The 17,548-nt window shown below is 70.8% G+C and carries 16 protein-coding genes; 9 read left to right on the plus strand and 7 right to left on the minus strand.

All coding sequences use genetic code 11. The features are described 5' to 3' along the window. Positions 1-22: 22 nt before the first annotated feature. The 5 genes from ACFVR6_RS00070 to sufU all read left to right on the plus strand — a co-directional run bounded on the left by ACFVR6_RS00070 (position 23) and on the right by sufU (position 6,380). Complete coding sequence (locus ACFVR6_RS00070; protein WP_386957641.1) at positions 23-1,042, plus strand: LacI family DNA-binding transcriptional regulator; 1,020 nt, start codon at positions 23-25, stop codon at positions 1,040-1,042. Positions 1,043-1,052: 10 nt separating this feature from the next. Further along, a complete protein-coding gene (locus ACFVR6_RS00075; protein WP_386957643.1) occupies positions 1,053-2,267 on the plus strand; it encodes an amidohydrolase in 1,215 nt (404 codons plus the stop codon). 347 nt (positions 2,268-2,614) lie between these two features. Continuing rightward, entirely contained in the window at positions 2,615-4,606 is a 1,992-nt protein-coding gene (locus ACFVR6_RS00080) for an APC family permease (protein WP_386958793.1), read from the plus strand. After that, a complete protein-coding gene (locus ACFVR6_RS00085) occupies positions 4,603-5,919 on the plus strand; it encodes an aminotransferase class V-fold PLP-dependent enzyme (protein WP_386957645.1) in 1,317 nt (438 codons plus the stop codon). The genes ACFVR6_RS00080 and ACFVR6_RS00085 overlap by 4 nt, the downstream gene beginning before the upstream one ends. Continuing rightward, positions 5,916-6,380, plus strand: a complete 465-nt coding sequence (gene sufU / locus ACFVR6_RS00090; RefSeq protein ID WP_386957646.1) for a Fe-S cluster assembly sulfur transfer protein SufU — start codon at positions 5,916-5,918, stop codon at positions 6,378-6,380. Before ACFVR6_RS00085 ends, sufU begins: the two co-directional genes overlap by 4 nt. Positions 6,381-6,549: 169 nt before the next feature. Here the strand turns inward: sufU and ACFVR6_RS00095 are convergent, their stop codons facing one another. From ACFVR6_RS00095 to ACFVR6_RS00110, 4 genes are all read right to left on the minus strand, one after another. Then, positions 6,550-6,987, minus strand: a complete 438-nt coding sequence (locus ACFVR6_RS00095) for a hypothetical protein (RefSeq protein WP_386957648.1) — start codon at positions 6,985-6,987, stop codon at positions 6,550-6,552. A 141-nt stretch (positions 6,988-7,128) separates the two neighbouring features. Further along, complete coding sequence (locus ACFVR6_RS00100; RefSeq protein ID WP_386957650.1) at positions 7,129-8,118, minus strand: SRPBCC family protein; 990 nt, start codon at positions 8,116-8,118, stop codon at positions 7,129-7,131. 1 nt (position 8,119) lies between these two features. Next, positions 8,120-8,482 (minus strand): ArsR/SmtB family transcription factor, encoded by a 363-nt coding sequence (locus ACFVR6_RS00105; protein ID WP_386957652.1) that lies wholly within the window; start codon positions 8,480-8,482, stop codon positions 8,120-8,122. A 201-nt stretch (positions 8,483-8,683) separates the two neighbouring features. Continuing rightward, positions 8,684-9,277, minus strand: a complete 594-nt coding sequence (locus tag ACFVR6_RS00110; RefSeq protein WP_386957654.1) for a fasciclin domain-containing protein — start codon at positions 9,275-9,277, stop codon at positions 8,684-8,686. A 222-nt stretch (positions 9,278-9,499) separates the two neighbouring features. Between ACFVR6_RS00110 and purL the strand changes: the two genes are divergently transcribed. The 4 genes from purL to ACFVR6_RS00130 all read left to right on the plus strand — a co-directional run bounded on the left by purL (position 9,500) and on the right by ACFVR6_RS00130 (position 13,858). Beyond that, entirely contained in the window at positions 9,500-11,830 is a 2,331-nt protein-coding gene (gene purL, locus ACFVR6_RS00115; RefSeq protein WP_386957656.1) for a phosphoribosylformylglycinamidine synthase subunit PurL, read from the plus strand. A gap of 11 nt (positions 11,831-11,841) precedes the next feature. Beyond that, entirely contained in the window at positions 11,842-11,976 is a 135-nt protein-coding gene (locus ACFVR6_RS00120) for a hypothetical protein (RefSeq protein ID WP_386957658.1), read from the plus strand. A gap of 211 nt (positions 11,977-12,187) precedes the next feature. Further along, the gene (locus tag ACFVR6_RS00125; RefSeq protein ID WP_386957659.1) at positions 12,188-13,048 is read left to right on the plus strand and encodes a hypothetical protein; all 861 of its coding nucleotides are present in this window, start codon (positions 12,188-12,190) and stop codon (positions 13,046-13,048) included. A gap of 54 nt (positions 13,049-13,102) precedes the next feature. Then, the gene (locus tag ACFVR6_RS00130) at positions 13,103-13,858 is read left to right on the plus strand and encodes a hypothetical protein (protein WP_386957660.1); all 756 of its coding nucleotides are present in this window, start codon (positions 13,103-13,105) and stop codon (positions 13,856-13,858) included. Between the two features lie 187 nt (positions 13,859-14,045). Here ACFVR6_RS00130 and ACFVR6_RS00135 read toward each other — a convergent pair whose 3' ends face one another. From ACFVR6_RS00135 to ACFVR6_RS00145, 3 genes are all read right to left on the minus strand, one after another. Next, the gene (locus ACFVR6_RS00135; protein WP_386957662.1) at positions 14,046-14,945 is read right to left on the minus strand and encodes a glycine betaine ABC transporter substrate-binding protein; all 900 of its coding nucleotides are present in this window, start codon (positions 14,943-14,945) and stop codon (positions 14,046-14,048) included. Positions 14,946-15,051: 106 nt separating this feature from the next. After that, positions 15,052-16,020, minus strand: a complete 969-nt coding sequence (locus tag ACFVR6_RS00140) for an ABC transporter permease (RefSeq protein WP_386957664.1) — start codon at positions 16,018-16,020, stop codon at positions 15,052-15,054. Further along, positions 16,017-17,336: a quaternary amine ABC transporter ATP-binding protein gene (locus tag ACFVR6_RS00145; RefSeq protein WP_386957666.1), complete on the minus strand. Its 1,320-nt coding sequence runs from the start codon at positions 17,334-17,336 to the stop codon at positions 16,017-16,019. The genes ACFVR6_RS00140 and ACFVR6_RS00145 overlap by 4 nt, the downstream gene beginning before the upstream one ends. Positions 17,337-17,548: the final 212 nt, after the last annotated feature.

Genomic DNA, 17,548 nt, shown 5'->3' on the forward strand with positions numbered 1-17,548 from the left:
GAGCCCTGCGGGGCCCGACACCATGGTGAGCATCGACGAAGTGGCCCGCGCGGCCGGGGTCTCCACGGCCACGGTCTCGCGGGCCCTCAGCGGCCGCGGCCAGGTGTCGCTGGACACCCGCTCGCGGGTGCTCGCGACGGCGGCGGAGCTCGGGTACGTCGTCTCGTCGTCGGCGTCGAGCCTCGCCTCCGGCCGCACCCGCAACATCGGGGTGCTGCTGCCGGTGGTCGACCGCTGGTACTTCTCCACCGTGCTCGCCGGCATCGCCTCCGGACTGCAGCGGGCGGGGTACGACATCACGCTCTACGCGTTGACGGAGGATGCCGCCGAGCGCGCGACGGTGTTCGAGACGTTCCTGCGGCGGCAGCGGGTGGATGCCGTGATCGCGATCGCCATCTCGCTCGACGCCGCCGAGGTCGAACGGGTCGAGGCGCTGGGGCTCCCGGTGGTCGCCCTCGGCGCCGCGCACCCGCGATTGCCGAGCCTGTCGGTCGACGACGTTGCGGTGGCGCGCCTGGCCACCGGGCACCTCACCGCCCTCGGGCACCGCAGCATCGCCCACATCGGCACCACCTCCGCGTACGACGCCGAGGGCGACCACATTCCGACGCTCCGGCGACACGGCTTCGAACAGGCCATCGCCGACGCCGGCCTGCCTGCGGCATCCGCCCGCCATGAGCACGCCGACTTCACGATCGAGGGCGGCCACCGCGCGGCCATGCGGCTGCTGCGCTCCGACCAGCCGCCCACCGCGATCTTCGCCGCCTCGGACGAGATGGCGATCGGCGCGCTCATCGCCGCGCGCGACCTCGGCCTCTCGGTGCCGGGCGACCTGTCGATCGTGGGTGTCGACGGTCACGAGCTGAGCGGGTTCTTCGGGCTCACCACCGTCGATCAGTTCCCCCACGACCAGGGCCTGCGCGCCGCCGAGGCTGTGCTGGCCGAGCTCGGCGACGTCGCACCATCGGCGCCGCTCGCGCCCCTTCCGTTCGAGCTCGTCGTGCGCGCGTCCACCGCACCACCGGCACGCCCCGCCCCCTAGGCTCACGGGCATGAGCATCGACCTCGAAGCCCTCTACCTCGATCTGCACCGGCATCCGGAGCTCTCGTTCCAGGAGACCCGCACCGCCGGCGTCGTCACACGCGTGCTGGACAAGCTCGGCATCGAGTTCGAAGAGGGCATCGGCAAGACCGGCGTCGCCGCTGTGCTGCACAACGGCGAGGGGCCCACGGTGTGGCTGCGTGCCGACATGGACGGCCTCCCCGTCGAGGAGCGCACGGGACTGGAGTACGCCAGCACCGCGCGCGGCATCGATCCGGCGGGCCAGGACGTGCCGGTCATGCACGCGTGCGGTCACGACATGCACGTCACCGCGCTGCTCGGCGCGCTGGAGCGGCTGAGGGCCACGAGGAACGAATGGTCGGGAACGGTCGTGGCGGTGTTCCAGCCGGCCGAGGAGTACGGCGCCGGCTCGCAGGCGATGATCGCCGACGGCGTGCTCGACAGGTTCCCCCGTCCCGACATCGTGCTCGGCCAGCACGTCACGCCGCTGCCTGCGGGCGTCGTCGGGGTGCGCAGCGGCACGCAGATGGCGGCGTCCGACGGACTGACCGTGACCCTGCTCGGCCGCGGCGGCCACGGCTCGCGCCCGCACGCCACGATCGACCCCGTCGTCATGGCGGCGGCCACCGTCATGCGGCTGCAGACGATCGTCTCGCGCGAAGTCGACCCGCGCGATGTGGCGGTCGTCACGGTGGGGTCGATCCACGCGGGCCTGAAGAACAACATCATCCCCGCCGAGGCGAGGCTGGAGCTGAGCCTGCGCTACCCCGACGACCAGGCACGCGCCCGCGTGATGGCGAAGGTGGAGCGGATCGTGCGGGCCGAGGCGGATGCCTCCGGCGCAGAGGCCCCGCCGGTGATCAGCATCCAGCACACGCTGCCGCCGACGATCAACGACGCGGATGCCACGGCGCGCCTCACCGCGGCGTTCGAGCGGACGTTCGGCGAGGGCACGGTCGTGGACCCCGGCATGTTCACCGGCAGCGAGGACGTGTCGTGGTTCGCCCGCGACAGCGGCGCACCCTTGGTGTTCTGGTTCTTCGGCGGCGTGGACCCCGACGCCTACGCCGCGGCGGTCGCCGCGGACACGGTGGAGAAGGACATCCCGACCAACCACTCCCCGTTCTACGCGCCGGTCCTGCATCCCACCATCGAGCGGGGCGTGGCGAACCTGGTGGTCGCGGCGCGGGAGTTCCTCGGCTGACGCGCACCCGGCATCCGGTGTCCCGGCATCCGCTGCCCCGGCATCCGCTGCCGGAATGCGGAGATCTGCCGGGCTGAGGGCCGGATGCCGCGAACGCACCGCATTCCGGCCGATCACCGCATTCCGGTCGACCGGGGGACGCGCTCGCACGTGGGCGGCCCCTGAGCCCGCACACCTCGGGCGACGCGCCGCGCGCCCATTGCGCACCGGACCGCGCAGGCGTAGCGTCCCCCGCCGTGACCACAGATCAACCGGGTCCGGCGGCGGAGTCCCCCGCCGTGAAGCGCCTGCTCCTCGGCGAGCCGCTCACCTCCAGCGGGCAGGACCAGCAACTGCTGCGCAAGCGCATGGCGCTGCCGATCTTCGCCTCCGACGCCCTGTCGTCGGTGGCGTATGCGCCGCAGGAACTGCTCATGATCCTGCTGCTGGGCGGGCTGTCGTTTCTCACCTTCAGCCCGTGGATCGCCCTGGCGGTGGTGGTGCTGCTGGCCGTCGTCGTGCTCAGCTACCGGCAGCTGATCACCGCCTACCCGTCCGGCGGCGGTGACTACGAGGTGGCACGCACCAACCTGGGCGAGGTACCGGGGGTGGTCGTCGCCTCCGCCCTGCTGGTGGACTACATCCTCACCGTCGCGGTGTCGGTGGCTGCGGGGGTCGACAACATCATCTCGGCGCTGCCCGTGCTGAACCCGTGGCGCGTCGAGCTCGCCATCGGGTTCGTCGCCCTCCTCGTCGCGGTCAACCTGCGCGGGGTGCGCGAAGCGTCGCGCGCGTTCGCCCTGCCGACCTACCTGTTCATCGGCTCGGTGGGCGTCATGGTGGCCACCGGGCTCGTGCGCTGGGCCGTCGGCGACGCCCCGGTGGCATCCAGTGCGCAGTTCGGGGTGGAGGCGGACGGCCTCACCCAGGTCGCGGTCGTGCTGCTGCTCCTGCGTGCTTTCGCCAGCGGCTGTTCGGCGCTGACGGGGGTCGAGGCGATCGCCAACGGCGTGCCCGCCTTCCGTCCGCCGAAGGACCGCAACGCACGCACCACCCTGGCGATCATGGGCGTCATCGCCATCTCGCTCTTCGCGGGACTCACCGCCCTCGCCCTCGTCAGCGGCGTGCGGTACGCGGAGGACCCCTGCCGGCTGATCGGCTTCGACTGCTCCCTGCCCCAGCCATCGCTCATGGCACAGGTCGCGGCGGCGACCTTCGGCATGGGCTCCGTGCCCTTCTACATCGTGCAGGCCACCACCGCGTGCGTTCTGCTGCTCGCCGCCAACACCGCGTTCAACGGGTTCCCCCTGCTCGGATCGGTGCTCGCCCGCGACGGATACGCACCCAAGTCGCTCAACACGCGCGGTGACCGCCTGGTCTACTCCAACGGCATGATCCTGCTCGGCATCGCCGCCCTCGCCGTGCTGCTGATCTTCCAGGCCGACCTCACGACGCTGATCCAGCTGTACATCATCGGCGTGTTCGTGTCGTTCTCGCTCGGCCAGATCGGCATGGTGCGGCACTGGAACCGCGAGCTGAGGCTGATCCCGCGCAGCGCGACGCTCGAACGACGCGCCGCCCTGCGCGGGCGCGTCGTCAACTCGCTCGGCGCCGTGATGACGGTGGTGGTGCTGGTCATCGTCACGGTGACCAAGTTCACGCACGGAGCGTGGCTGATCTTCCTGGCGATCCCGGTGCTGACGGCGCTGATGATGGGCGTGCGCCGGTACTACCTCCACGTCGAGGAGGAGACCACCATCGACGACAGTGTCCACTTCGGATCCCGCGGCGACGTCGCCCTGGTGCTCGTGGGGTCCCTCCACAAGCCGGCGGCGAAGGCGATCGACTACGCCCTCGCCGCCCGGCACGACACGACGATCGCGGTGCATGTGAGCGTCACGCCGCGCGACACCGCACAGCTGGAAGCGGACTGGGAGGAGCACCACGTGCCGGTGCCCCTGGTCATCCTGGAATCCCCGTACCGCCAGTACGCCGGCCCGCTGGCCGCGTTCATCGGCGAGTACCGGAAGAAGCACGGGTCGTCGGTCGTGACCATCTACCTGCCGCAGTACATCGTCGGGCACTGGTGGGAGTCGTTCCTGCACAACCGGCGTGCGCGACGGCTCACCCAGCGGCTGATGCTCGTGCACGGGGTCGTGGTGACCCTCGTACCCTGGATGCTGGACTCCTCGCGGCTGCTCTACCGGCGGGCGGCCCGTCCTCTGCCCGGCGACGACCGGGCAGGGCTCCCCGCGACCTACGGCCTGGTGGCGCACCTGGCGCCCGCCGCCGACGCCGAGCCCCCGGACCCCGTACCGCCGGACCCCGTACCGCCGGAGCGGCGTAGCCTGGAAGGGTGAGTGCCCCCATCGCATCCGAGGCCGCGGGCCGTCTTCTCGACGCCGCTGCGCTGCGCGCCGACTTCCCGATCCTGGGCGAGACCGTCAACGGCGAGCCGCTGGTCTACCTCGACTCCGGAGCCACAAGCCAGAAGCCGCGCGTCGTGCTCGACACCGAGATCGACTTCCTCACGCGCGCCAACTCCGCCGTGCACCGCGGCGCCCACACGCTGGCCGCCGAGGCCACCGAGCTGTTCGAGGACGCCCGCGAGACCGTCGCCGGCTTCGTCGGCGCCGACCCCGAGAACCTGGTGTGGACCAGCGGCGCCACCGCCGCCCTCAACCTGGTCGCCTACGCCATCGGCAACGCCACGGCGGGGCGGGGCCTCCCGGCATCCGCACCCTACGCGCTGCGTGAGGGCGACGAACTGGTCGTCACCGAGGCCGAGCACCACGCGAACCTCATCCCCTGGCAGGAGCTCGCCGCCCGCACCGGCGCCGTGCTGCGTCACATCCCGGTGCGCGAGGACGGCACGCTCGACATGGATGCCGCGGCCGAGATCATCGGCGAGCGCACCCGGGTCGTGGCGTTCTCGCACGTCTCCAACGTGCTCGGCATCGTGAACCCCGTCGCCGACATCGTCGCCCTCGCGCGCGACGTCGGCGCTCTGACCGTGATGGATGCCTGCCAGTCGGTGCCGCACCTGGCGCTGGACCTCCCCGCGCTCGGCGTCGACCTCGCCGCCTTCTCGGGCCACAAGATGCTCGGCCCCTACGGCATCGGCGCGCTCTACGGCCGCACCGACGTGCTCGAGGCCCTCCCGCCGTTCCTCACCGGCGGCTCGATGGTGACGACCGTGACCCTCGACGAGGCCGGGTTCCTGCCCGCCCCGCAGAAGTTCGAGGCCGGCACGCAGCCGGTGTCGCAGGCCATCGCGCTGGCTGCGGCGGTGCGGTACCTCGAGGACATCGGCATGGATGCGGTCCACGCGCACGAGCGCGAGATCGGCCGTCGGCTCCTCGCGGGGCTGCGCGACATCGACGGCGTGCGGGTGCTGGGTGACGCCGCCGAGGGCGCGGCCGACCGCATCGGGCTCGCGTCGTTCGACGTCGCCGGCGTGCACGCCCACGACGTGGGGCAGTTCCTGGACTCCCGCGGCATCGCGGTGCGTGTCGGTCACCACTGCGCCAAGCCGCTGCACGCCCGATTCGGCCTGACGGCGTCCGTGCGCGCCTCGGCATCCGTGTTCACCACCGACGACGACGTCGACCGCTTTCTCGACGCTGTCGCCGGAGTGCGGTCGTACTTCGGCGTGGAAGGGGCCACCGCATGAGCAACCTCGATTCGCTGTACCAGGAGCTGATCCTCGATCACTCCAAGCACCCGCACGCCCGCGGGCTCGCGCCCGAGGAGGGCCGCACGGCCACCTCGCACCAGCACAACCCCATCTGCGGCGACGACATCACGCTGCGCGCCCGGGTGTCCGACGACGGTGAGACGCTCACCTCGGTCACGTGGGACGGCGCCGGATGCTCCATCTCGCAGGCGTCGGCATCCATGCTCGCCTCGCTCATCGACGACCGGGTCGAAGCCGACGGCGGCATGAGCCGTGAAGACGCCATCAAGCTCATCGGCGGGTTCCGCGAGGTGCTGCGCTCGCGCGGCAAGCTCGAACTCGACGACGACGTCTACGGGGATGCCACGGCGCTGTCGGGGGTATCGAAGTTCACCGCCCGCGTGAAGTGCGCGATGCTCGCGTGGGTGGCATTGGAAGACGCGCTGCCGCGCGCCTGAGGCACTGCGGGGCCCGCCTGCCGGAGGCTGCCGCGGCTCTGCCGGAGGCTGCCGCGGCTCTGCCGGAGGCTGCCGCGGCTGAGCCGCCGTTGCCGCGCCTGTCTGACACCTGCCGTGAGTCTGGCGCCTGCCGCTGGGCTGGGCAGCCCGGCCGTCGTGCGCCTCGCCGCTAAACGGCGTCGTCGGGAGCGAGGATGCGCAGGCCCCGGTCGTGCAGCAGGAACTGCGCACGCACGCGCGCGCCTTCCGCGCGGAGCGCCGCTCCCAATGCCCGCGCCCACTCACGTTCCTCCGCGTGCATCTTCGCGCCGCCCCGGCGCTCCCACACCAGTACGACCTGCGCGAGGCCGAGCTCCTGCATGAGGGTGGAGAACCGGGCCCCGATCACGTCGGCGACGGTCTGCTCCCCGAGGTCCTCGGTGAGCACCATGCGGGACGGATCGCGGGGCAGTTCGGCGGTCGGCATGACAGGGCCGCCGAGGCGGTCGTCGGCGTCGAGGAAGAACAGCCACAGCTGTCGGCGTGCCGCCGTCTGCAGGAGCGGCTCGAGGTACTCCTGCAGGCGCACGTCGTCGGTCAACGGGGGTGATGCGATGGGTGTCGTCATGCCCCTCAGGGTGGCCCCCGGCGGGGTGTCCCCGCGGGCGCAAAGCGGCGTTCTGGGGACGACTCGCCGGGATCACCTCCCTGTGGAGGAGGCGCTGTGCACCGGCAGAGGCACACAGCGCCTCTGGGGCGTCAGCGCGGTTCAGCGGGGTGCGGTGTCGCTCGCGAGCACCGACTCGAGCCGGGCGTAACTGTCTTCCATCCCGTCGGCCATGCCGGTGGCGAGGATCATGTCGCGGGTCTGCAGGTCGGGGTATTCGATGAACAGGGTCAGCAGCGTCGCGCCGTCCTCCTCTTCGAGGTTCATGTCGTTGACGGTTCCCGGACCTTCCATCCCGACCATGCGCTCGGTCGTGACGGCCCGTCGCGGCGGCTCGGACAGCAGCGTCTCGCCCTCGAAGCCGAACTCCGTCCCGGGCACCCCGTCCTGAGCCCACGCGTAGTGGTAGCGCCCGCCCACGGCCGGAGCGACCTCGCACGTCGTCATGGACCAGCCGTCGGGACCGAGCATCCATCGACGCAGCAGATCCGGGTCGTGGTGCGCGCGCCACACGAGTTCGCGCGGGCCCTCGATCAGACGGGTGATGCGCACGTGGGTGTCATCGAGCAGTCCGACCTGGGTGCCCTTGCCCTGCGCGTAGTCCCGCAGTCCCGCCAGGACGCGGTCCAGTTGGTTCATCGCCATCGTCGATCCCTCGACGAAACCGATCGCGACGATCTGCTCCAGCGCCTCGGCCGACGTGAAGTAGTTGGTGCTGCGCAGGCGCGAGCCGTCGGGCGTGGGCTCGAAAGAGAGCACCATGCGCGTCGTCGGCATCCCTTCCGACGGCTGTCCGTCCTCATCGACGAACGAGTCGAGAACCTCGATGCTCCGGGGCTCTTCGATCGCGAGGAACTCCCATACCGCGCCGGCGCGCTCACCCCGCGGACCGGTCATGTGGTAGCGAGCGCGCCCACCGACGGACAGGTCGAACTCGGTGAAGGTGGCGGGCCATCCCGGCGGGCCCCAGAACCGCTCGAGCTCGCGGGGGTCGGTGAACGCCTGCCAGAGACGCTCTGCGGGGGCGGCGAAGTCCGCGATGAGCGTCATCGTGAGGGCTTCAGGGTCGGTGGTGACTTCGGTGACGGGCATGTCATTGTCCTTGCATCGTTGGAGGAGGGGTGCGTTCGGCCAGCAGGTCATCCAGCCGGTCGATGCGAGTGCGCCACAGGGCTTCGTATGCCGCGAGCAGCGCCTGTGCCCGGGAGATCATGGTCGGATCCGCCCGCACGAGCCGCTCGCGCCCTTCGACGCGCTTGACGACGAGGCCGGCCGTCTCGAGCACGGCGACGTGCTTCTGCACAGCCGCGAACGACATGTCGTAGGCCGCGGCGAGCGCCGAGACGGATTGCTCGCGCTGGAGCGTCCGCCGCAGGATGTCGCGCCTGGTCGACGCCGCCAGTGCATGGAACAGGCGGTCGGTCTCATCATCGGTCAACTCAATTCGTACAACCATTTGGTTGCACGTTACGCCCGGCGGGGTGGCGCGTCAAGGGCTTCGGCGCGATGCGTGCGCGGCGGCATCGGCGAATGCTCACTCGGCAGCGCGAATGCTCACTCGACAGCGCGAATGCTCACTCGGCAGCGGGGCGGGACGCTGCGGCGGAACGAGACGAGGCCGAGGGCGCTGCCCCCGGCCTCGTGACGATCGCCGCGATCAGGCGGCGGGGACCAGGACTCGGTCGATCGTGTGGATGACGCCGTTGGTCGCCTGGATGTTGATCGCCCAGAGCACCAGACGCGGGTCCTTGAGGGACGGGGTCTCGTCACGGAGGGTCGTCGCCCGCGGCTGGATCGTGCCCCCGTTGGCCATCGTCAGATTGCGCGACAGCAGCACCTGGAGCGGACCGAGCTTCTGGCCCGGCACCACGTGGTAGAGCAGGATGTTCGAGATCTGCTCTGCCGTGAACGACGAGGTGATGGTCGTGAGCGCCTCCGCCTCCGACGCCGGCGCCGCACCGGTGAGGTCGGTGACCAGGCGCAGGAAGGCCTGGTCGTTGGGCGCGAACACCGTGTACTTCGTGCTCGTGTCGGCCAGGGTCGCGTCGAGCCCGGTCGCCACGAGCGCCTGGACCAGCAGGTCGTAGTCGCGATTGTTGCCATCCGGGGTTCCGCCGCCGGATGCGGCGACCGCCACGTCGACGATCGACCCTGTGGGCTTCGAGCCGCCGTTCGCCGACGCCGGCGAGGCGGTCAGCGTGAGCGCCGCGGTGACGGCGGCAGCGAGGCCGATCAAGAGTTTCCTGTTCATCTTCCAGCTCCTTCGATGAGAAGAGTCACGCTCGGCGACAGCCGTCGGGCGCCACAGAGGTATTCCGTGCGAGCGGACCGTTTGGATGCACATCGGTCCGGTCAGTTCTCACGCGACCCTGCAGCGGCCCTGACGGGGACGCCGTCGGGGACCGGGCGAAAGCATCGGGCGACTAGGATGGACGCGTCCGGCCACCCCCCTCATCTTCTGGAGTACAGCCGCGTGACCACCCCCTCTTCGACCTCTGTCGCCGATACCGTCGAGAACGCGGTCGCCACCCCCGAACGGGAGCAGCCGTACGCCGCTCTCGGGCTGAAGCCCGACGAGTACGCCAAGATCCGCGAGATCCTCGGCCGCCGCCCCACGTCGGGCGAGCTGGCGATGTACTCCGTCATGTGGAGCGAGCACTGCTCCTACAAGTCGAGCAAGATCTACCTGCGCAAATTCGGCGAGAAGGTCTCCGACGAGATGAAGACCCGCCTGATGGTGGGCATGGGCCAGAACGCCGGCGTCGTCGACGTCGGCGAGGGCTGGGCGGTGACCTTCAAGGTCGAGTCGCACAACCACCCGAGCTACATCGAGCCGTTCCAGGGCGCCGCGACCGGCGTCGGCGGCATCGTGCGCGACATCATCTCGATGGGTGCGCGCCCCGTGGCCGTCATGGACCAGCTGCGCTTCGGCGCGATCGACCACCCCGACACGGCGCGCGTCGTCCACGGCGTCACCAGCGGCATCTCGTTCTACGGCAACTGCCTGGGCCTGCCCAACATCGGCGGCGAGACGGTGTTCGATTCCGTCTACCAGGGCAACCCGCTCGTCAACGCGCTCGCGGTCGGCATCATGCGCCACGAGGACATCAAGCTGGCCAACGCCACCGGCGCCGGCAACAAGGTCGTCCTGTTCGGGGCGCGCACCGGCGGTGACGGCATCGGCGGCGCGTCGATCCTGGCATCCGACACCTTCGCCGACGGCGGCCCCACCAAGCGCCCCGCGGTGCAGGTGGGCGACCCCTTCGCCGAGAAGGTGCTCATCGAGTGCTGCCTGGAGCTGTACCAGGGCGAGCTCGTCGAGGCGATCCAGGATCTCGGGGCCGCCGGCATCTCGTGCGCGACGAGCGAGCTGGCCGCCAACGGCGGTTCGGGCATGCGCGTCGACCTGGAGAACGTGCTGCTGCGCGACCCCTCGCTCACGCCGGAGGAGATCCTCATGAGCGAGAGCCAGGAGCGCATGATGGCCATCGTCGCTCCCGAGAAGCTCGACGCCTTCCTCGCCGTCACCGGCAAGTGGGACGTCGAGACCAGCGTGCTGGGCGAGGTCACCGGCGACGGCCGCCTGCAGATCTTCTGGCACGGCGAGGAGATCGTCAATGTCGACCCGTCCACGGTCGCCGTCGACGGCCCCGTCTATGAGCGCCCCGTCGCGTACCCGACCTGGATCGACGCGCTCCGCGACGACTCGGCATCCGCGCTCCCCCGCACCGACGACCCGGAGACGCTGCGCGAGCAGTTCCTGCAGCTGGTCGCCAGCCCCAACCTCGCCGACACCTCGTGGGTGACCAACCAGTACGACTACTACGTGCTGGGCAACACCGCGCTGAGCTTCCCCGACGACGCCGGCATGATCCGCGTCGACGAGGAGTCGGGCCTCGGCTTCGCCATCGCCACCGACTGCAACGGCCGCTTCTGCCAGCTCGACCCGTACGAGGGTGCGAAGCTGGCCCTGGCCGAGGCGTACCGCAACGTCGCCGTGACGGGTGCCGTCCCGACCGCGGTCACCGACTGCCTCAACTTCGGCAGCCCCGAGAACCCCGAGGTCATGTGGCAGTTCGGCCAGACCGTCGACGGCCTGTCGGATGCCTGCCTGGAACTGGGCGTCCCGGTCACGGGCGGCAACGTGTCGTTCTACAACCAGACCGGTGACACCCCGATCCACCCCACCCCCGTCGTGGGCGTGCTCGGCATCATCGACGACGTCGCCCGCCGTATCCCGAGCGGCTGGCAGGATGCCGGCGAGAACATCTACCTCCTCGGCGTCACCGCCACCGAGCTGAGCGGATCGCAGTGGGCGGGCACCATCCACGGTCACCTCGGTGGCCGTCCGCCCAAGGTCGACCTGGCGGGTGAGAAGCGTCTGGCGCAGCTGCTGCACGCGGCATCCCTGCAGTCGCTGGTCTCCAGCGCACACGACCTGTCCGAGGGCGGCCTCGCCCAGGCGCTCGTGGAGGGCGTCATGCGCTTCGGCGTCGGCGCCCGCGTCTGGCTGCGCGAGATCATGGAGCGCGACGGGGTGGATGCCGCGACCGCGCTGTTCTCCGAGTCGACCGGCCGTGTCATCGTCTCCGTCCCCCGCGAGGACGACGTGAAGTTCCGGGGCCTCTGCGACGGCCGCGGGTACCCGGTGCTGCGCATCGGCGTGACCGACGCCCCGGGCGACGGCGACGCCCCCGCCCTCGAGGTGCAGGGCCTGTTCACCGTCCCGGCCGCCGAACTGCGTGAGCGCTCGCGCGCGACCCTTCCCGCCGCGTTCGGCGCCACGGTCACCGAGCCCGCCTGAGAGGGAGACACATGTCGAACGACGACGAATACGGAACCTACGGCCAGGGGCGCCAGCGGCGCATGAAGATCGTGGCATGGGTCGTCATCGTGTCCCTGATCCTCGTCGGCGGCGGCTCGACGGTGATCGCGCTGCTCTTCGGCTGACCCCGGCCCGCTGACACACCACTTCTCGGTCGAGACACCGCGCATCGCGTGCGGTCTCGGCCGATTCGTGGTTTCTGGGCGGGATGCCGGCGGGCGGGCGGGGCCGGACGGGGGGATGCCGAGCGGGCGGGATGCCGGGCGTGGGGGACGACGGGCGGGCGCGAGCGACGCGTCCGGGACGGCCCGGTGCCGCCGCGGCTAGCATGGCAGGGTGGAGACGGTGCTCCTGATCGTGAGCTCGTGGTGGTGGGTCGCCCCCGCCGCCGCGGGCGTGGGCGCGGTCGGCTACGGCGCGCTGACCACCACCCGTCGCCGGGCCCGTCGGCTCGAACTCGACGCCGCCCGCCAGGAAGAGCTCACCGCCTACCGCGCGCTGCAGGCGGCGCGCGCGCAGCTGCGGGCCGCGCAGGCCGACCTGCTCACGGCGAAGGCGCAGCGCGGCATCCCCGCCCCCGGCATCCCATCGACGTCCGCGGCCCGGCAGGCGCTGCAGGCCGCGAAGCAGCAGGAGCGGGTGGCCTCGTTGCAGCTGCGGGCGAGCCGCAGCAGGGTGAAGGCCACGCGGGCGAAGTACGGCGCCACCGCGGGCGATGCGCCGCTGCCGATCGAGGCGCTGTTCGCCCAGCACGACACCGTGACGGCGCGCTGGCTCGAGTACGAAACGGATGCCGGCAGGGCGCTGGCCTTCCCGCAGATGCTCGACGCGCGGCATCCGGCGACCCTCGCCTTCCTCCGTGCCCAGCACGAGGCGCAGCGATTGCGGCCGGCCTCGGCGCGCGCGAAGGTGACGCCGGCGGAGTTCCTCGCGTATCGCGATGCGGTGCGGCAGGTGGAGGCCGCCTTCGTGACGGCCGAGCAGGACGCGTATCGCGCGGCGCGGGTCGCCCTGCCGCGCACTGCTCCGCGGCCGACTCCCGCGCCCCCCGCGGCTGCGCCCGCGGCCGCTTCCCCGACCTCGCCGCCGGCGGCCCCGCCCGCCGCACCCACGCCGGACCCGTCGCCGACCCGGCCGACGGGCAGTCCGGTCTGGCCGGTGCCCGCGCGCAGCCCGCGCCCCCCGGCATCCGACTGACCTCGGCTCAGCACCGCGCCCTGGTGCGGCGACGGCGAGGGCTACCATGACAGGGTGGAGCCCCTGTTCGACTTCCTCGGCAACTACTGGTGGCTGGCGTTTCCTCTCGTCGGCATCTTCGGTGGTGTCGGCTCCGCGTGGGAGCGTGCCTCCAAGCGCCGGCACAAGCGGCGACTGGAGATCCTCCACGCCAAGAGTGAGCTGAAGGCCGCGCAGGCCGCGGCGCGGGCGAAACCGGTCGCGACGGCATCCGTGCCGACGGCGATCACCCGTCCGTCGCCGGAGCCCGATCAGCTCGAGCAGCTGTTCGTCGCGCACGATCAGGTGACCCGGCGCTGGCTGGACTACGAGCTCGATGTGGCGAAGCTCATCGCGTTCCCGGCGATGAGCGACGGGCGGCAGCCGCTGACGGCGGCGTTCCTGCGGGCGAAGCGGAACGCCGATCACCTGCGACCGGCATCGGCCAAGGCGAAGGTGACGAAGGAGCAGCTCGACGAGTACCGGGCAGCGGTGACCGAGTTCGAGGTGGCATTCGACCTCGCCGAGCGGGACGCCCGTCGCGTGCGCGATTCGTCGTTCACCGAGGGGGAGCGCAAGCGCCTCTCGACGGCGAAGCAGCTGCTGACGGTGGCCATCGATCAGGCCGCCACGCCCGCCGAGCGCCAGCTGGCCTACAAGCGCGTGCGCGAGGAGCTCGACGGCCTCATCTCACTGTCGGACGAGGCCGTGGAGGAGCTGGAGAAGAAGGTCGCGCTGGAGCTGACCGCCGATCCCCACCCCACCCCGCGCGTGTCCCCTTCCCGCGACTGAGCATTCACGCCCGCGAGTGAGCATTCACGTCGCCGAGTGAGTACTCGCCCGCGCCCGAATCGATGATCGCGGGCACGCGACGAGTACTCACTCGACGCGACGAATACTCACTCGAACAGACGAATGCTCACTCGAACAGACGAATGCTCACTCGAGCAGACGAATGCTCACTCGAGCGGACGAATGCTCACTCGGCGGTCAGGGAGGAGACGTAGGACTCGTTCTCGGCCATCCAGGCGGCGACGAGAGGCGCGTAGTCGTCGGTGTCCTGACCGTTGAACATCGCGTTCTCGAGGGAGTACAGCGTGTCGCTGTCCATCGTGAAGTCGCTCAGCCACCCGAACACCTCAGGGAACTCCTCCTCGAACGAGGTCGAGGCGTAGGAGTGGATGCCCTCTGCCTCGCCGAGCAGACCCTTCGGGTCCTCGAGGTCCTTGATCGGGAACGCGTCGTACGCCCAGTGCGGACGCCACAGCGTGACCAGGATGTTCTCGCCCGCGCTCGTGGCGGTGTCGAGCTCGGTGAGCATGGCCGGGGTCGACGACGTCACGTGGTCGAACGCGTCCAGGCCGTACCCGGGGATGACGGCCTCGTCGACGACGGTGGCAAGACCCGAGCCCGATTCGATGCCGATGATCGTGCTGTCGAACAGGTCCGCGTTATCGGCGAGCTGCTCGAGCGAGTCGATCGGCGCGTCCTCGTTGACGGCGAGCGTCAGCTTGGCGTCCTCGTTCCACGCGCCGAGGTCCACCATGTCATCGCCGTACTCGTCGATGTAGTCGCCGTGGGTCAGCGGCAGCCAGGTGTCCAGTGTCACGTCGTAGTCGCCGCTGGCGATGCCGTTGTAGACGGCGGCCGGGTCGGCGTACTCGAGCTCGACCTCGTACCCCTGCTCCTCGAGGACCGCCTTCCACAGTTCGGATGCGGCGATGCCCTCGTCCCAGCCGTTGAACACGGCGATCGTGATCGGACGGTCGGCGGGGCCGTCGGCGGACCCGCCATCGGATCCTCCGGCGCAGCCGGTGAGCGCCAGTGCGGCTGCCGACGTCAGTGCGACTGCCCCCAGAAGGGTGCTTCTCTTGGTCATCGTGACTTCCTCTCCCTCCGCGTGCTGTGCGCGAAGCGGTCGTTGTGGTCGGGCGCGGAGTCTCCCCGCCCCTCGCGAGTGATGAGCTCGCAAGACTGTGTCGGCGTCAGGCCGAGGGCGCGGAGGCCGAGGGCGCGGATGCCGAGGGCGCGGATGCCGCAGCCGTCGGCTGCGTCGGGACGCCGGCGCGCCACGCGCCGAAACCGAAACCGAGGCCGCGACCGCGCGCCCGTCCGCCGGCGCCGCGCGCCCCGCGGGTGGCCAGCGCCGAGGTCATGCGGTCGAGGATCATCGCGATGACGACGACCGACAGGCCGGCCTCGACGCCCAGGGCGATGTCGATCTTCTGCAGGCTCTGCACGACGTCGCCGCCGAGACCGCGGGCCCCGACCATGCCGGCGATGACGACCATCGACAGGCTCAGCATGATGACCTGGTTCACACCGGCCATGATCGACGGCATCGCCAGCGGCAGCTGGATCTGACGCAGGATGCGACCGGGCGAGGCGCCGAAGGCGTGCCCGGCCTCGACGATCTCTCGGTCGACGCCGCGGATGCCGAGTTCGGTGAGGCGCACGCCCGGTGCCAGCGCGAAGACGATCGTCGCGACGATGCCGGGGACGACGCCCACGCGGAAGAGCATGAGCGCGGGGATGAGGTACACGAAGGCGGGCATGGTCTGGAGGAAGTCCAGCACGGGCCGCACGATCGCCGAGACCGTGTCGCTGCGCGCAGCCCAGATGCCCAGCGGAATGCCGATGGCGAGAGCGATCACCGAGGCGACGATGACGAGCGCGAGGGACTGCATGGCGTTGTCCCACTGGTCGACGCCGACGATGATGAGCAGCCCCACGGCGGTGCCGACGGCCAACCACAGGCCCTTGGCCCAGAAGGCCAGCACCGCGAGCACGACGATGATCACCCAGAACGGGGGCGTCTGCAGCACCCACTCCAGCGAGTCGTAGATGGCCAGGAAGATCGCCCGGAGGCCGTCGAAGAACCAGCCCATGGTGTCGATGAGCCAGCGGACGAAGGTCTCGGCGATGTCGCCGAGCGGGAGGCGCACGTCGTTCACTCGGAACCCCCCTTCGTGGCGGCGGCGAGGTCGGCGGCCTGGGCCTCCGACGCGCCGAGCTCGGCAAGCGACGCGACGAGGTCGGCCTGCGGCACGGAGGGTGCGGGCTCGATGATCGGCAGCGCCTGCGTGGTGGGCGGCACGTTGCCGAGCGCGGCCAGCAGCGTCACTCGGGGGATGAGCCCCACAAGACGTCCGCCGGCGTCGACGACCGGAACGGGCACGGTGGTCTCGACGGCGTGCTCGACGACATCGGTGAGCGGGTCGTCCGGTGAGACGGTCGGCACCGAGGTGTCGACGATGGCGCGCAGGTCGGTCTCGCCCGACTTGATCGCCCGGATCACGCGGCGGTCGCTGACGACACCGAGCAGCCGGCGGTTCTCGACGACGAACACCGAGCCCGCCTGCAGCTCGCGCAGCGAGCGCAGCGCACCCCGCAGCCCTGCGCTGACCGGGGTGGTGGCGTGCGCGGGCTCCATGACGGCGGATGCCGTGAGCACCCGGGCCCGGTCGACGTCCTGCACGAACTGGGCGACGTAGTCGTTGGCCGGGTCGGTGAGGATCTCCTCGGGCGTGCCGTTCTGCACGATGCGCCCATCGCGCATGACGGCGATGCGGTCGCCGAGGAACATCGCCTCGTTGAGGTCATGGGTGATGAAGACGATGGTGCGGCCGAGCTCGCGCTGCAACTCCACCAGCTGCTCCTGCATCTCGCGGCGGATGAGCGGGTCCAGCGCCGAGAAGGCCTCGTCCATCAGCAGGATGTCGGTGCCGGCGGTGAGCGCACGGGCAAGACCCACCCGCTGCCGCATGCCGCCGGAGAGCTCGTCTGGCATGGCCTCGGCGCGATCGGCGAGGCCCACCTTCTCGAGGATCTCCATGGCGCGACGGCGACGCTCGGCCTTTCCGACACCTTGGATCTCGAGGGCGTAGGCGGCGTTGTCGAGCACGGTGCGGTGCGGGAGGAGCGCGAAGTGCTGGAACACCATCGAGATCGACTGCCGGCGGATGCTGCGCAGCGTCACCGGAGAGGCTCCGGTGACGCTGCGTCCCTGCACGAGCACCTCGCCCGCGGTGGGCTGGAGCAGCCCGTTGAGCATGCGGATGATGGTGGACTTGCCGGAACCGGACAGGCCCATGATCACGAAGATCTCGCCCGGTTGCACCGTGAAGCTCGCATCGATCACGGCGGCCGTTCCGGCATCGGCCACGTCGGTCCGGCTCTGGCCGGCGCGCAGACGCTTGACGGCATCCTTGGGGTTGCGTCCGAAGACCTTGAACAGGTTCTTCGCTTCGACAGCAGGGGCAGAAGTCACGTGGTTTCACCTCGGCAGCCGTCGCTTCAGGCCGCATCGGTTGCGCCCGGGTGGACGGTCATCGGCGCTGCGCGCTGCATCGAAAATCGACGCGGCACAGCACTCCGGCGACGCACATCGGATCCGTCGCCCAGACCGCCGACCATACGCTCTCCCGCGACATCCGGCTTCGGGTGGCCGGGGGGCGCGAGGGCGCGGACTGGTTCCTCGGG

This window comes from Microbacterium sp. NPDC058021 (genome assembly GCF_042885955.1).
Classification (GTDB): domain Bacteria; phylum Actinomycetota; class Actinomycetes; order Actinomycetales; family Microbacteriaceae; genus Microbacterium.

Excerpts from the sequence above, each read along its gene's own strand:
- ACFVR6_RS00095 (WP_386957648.1), bottom strand. The coding sequence starts at position 6,987 with ATGACGACACCCATCGCATCACCCCCGTTGACCGACGACGTGCGCCTG.
- ACFVR6_RS00105 (WP_386957652.1), bottom strand. The coding sequence starts at position 8,482 with ATGGTTGTACGAATTGAGTTGACCGATGATGAGACCGACCGCCTGTTC.
- ACFVR6_RS00070 (WP_386957641.1), top strand. The coding sequence starts at position 23 with ATGGTGAGCATCGACGAAGTGGCCCGCGCGGCCGGGGTCTCCACGGCC.
- ACFVR6_RS00100 (WP_386957650.1), bottom strand. The coding sequence starts at position 8,118 with ATGCCCGTCACCGAAGTCACCACCGACCCTGAAGCCCTCACGATGACG.
- ACFVR6_RS00080 (WP_386958793.1), top strand. The coding sequence starts at position 2,615 with ATGGCGCTGCCGATCTTCGCCTCCGACGCCCTGTCGTCGGTGGCGTAT.
- ACFVR6_RS00110 (WP_386957654.1), bottom strand. The coding sequence starts at position 9,277 with ATGAACAGGAAACTCTTGATCGGCCTCGCTGCCGCCGTCACCGCGGCG.
- sufU (WP_386957646.1), top strand. The coding sequence starts at position 5,916 with ATGAGCAACCTCGATTCGCTGTACCAGGAGCTGATCCTCGATCACTCC.
- ACFVR6_RS00135 (WP_386957662.1), bottom strand. The coding sequence starts at position 14,945 with ATGACCAAGAGAAGCACCCTTCTGGGGGCAGTCGCACTGACGTCGGCA.
- ACFVR6_RS00075 (WP_386957643.1), top strand. The coding sequence starts at position 1,053 with ATGAGCATCGACCTCGAAGCCCTCTACCTCGATCTGCACCGGCATCCG.
- ACFVR6_RS00120 (WP_386957658.1), top strand. The coding sequence starts at position 11,842 with ATGTCGAACGACGACGAATACGGAACCTACGGCCAGGGGCGCCAGCGG.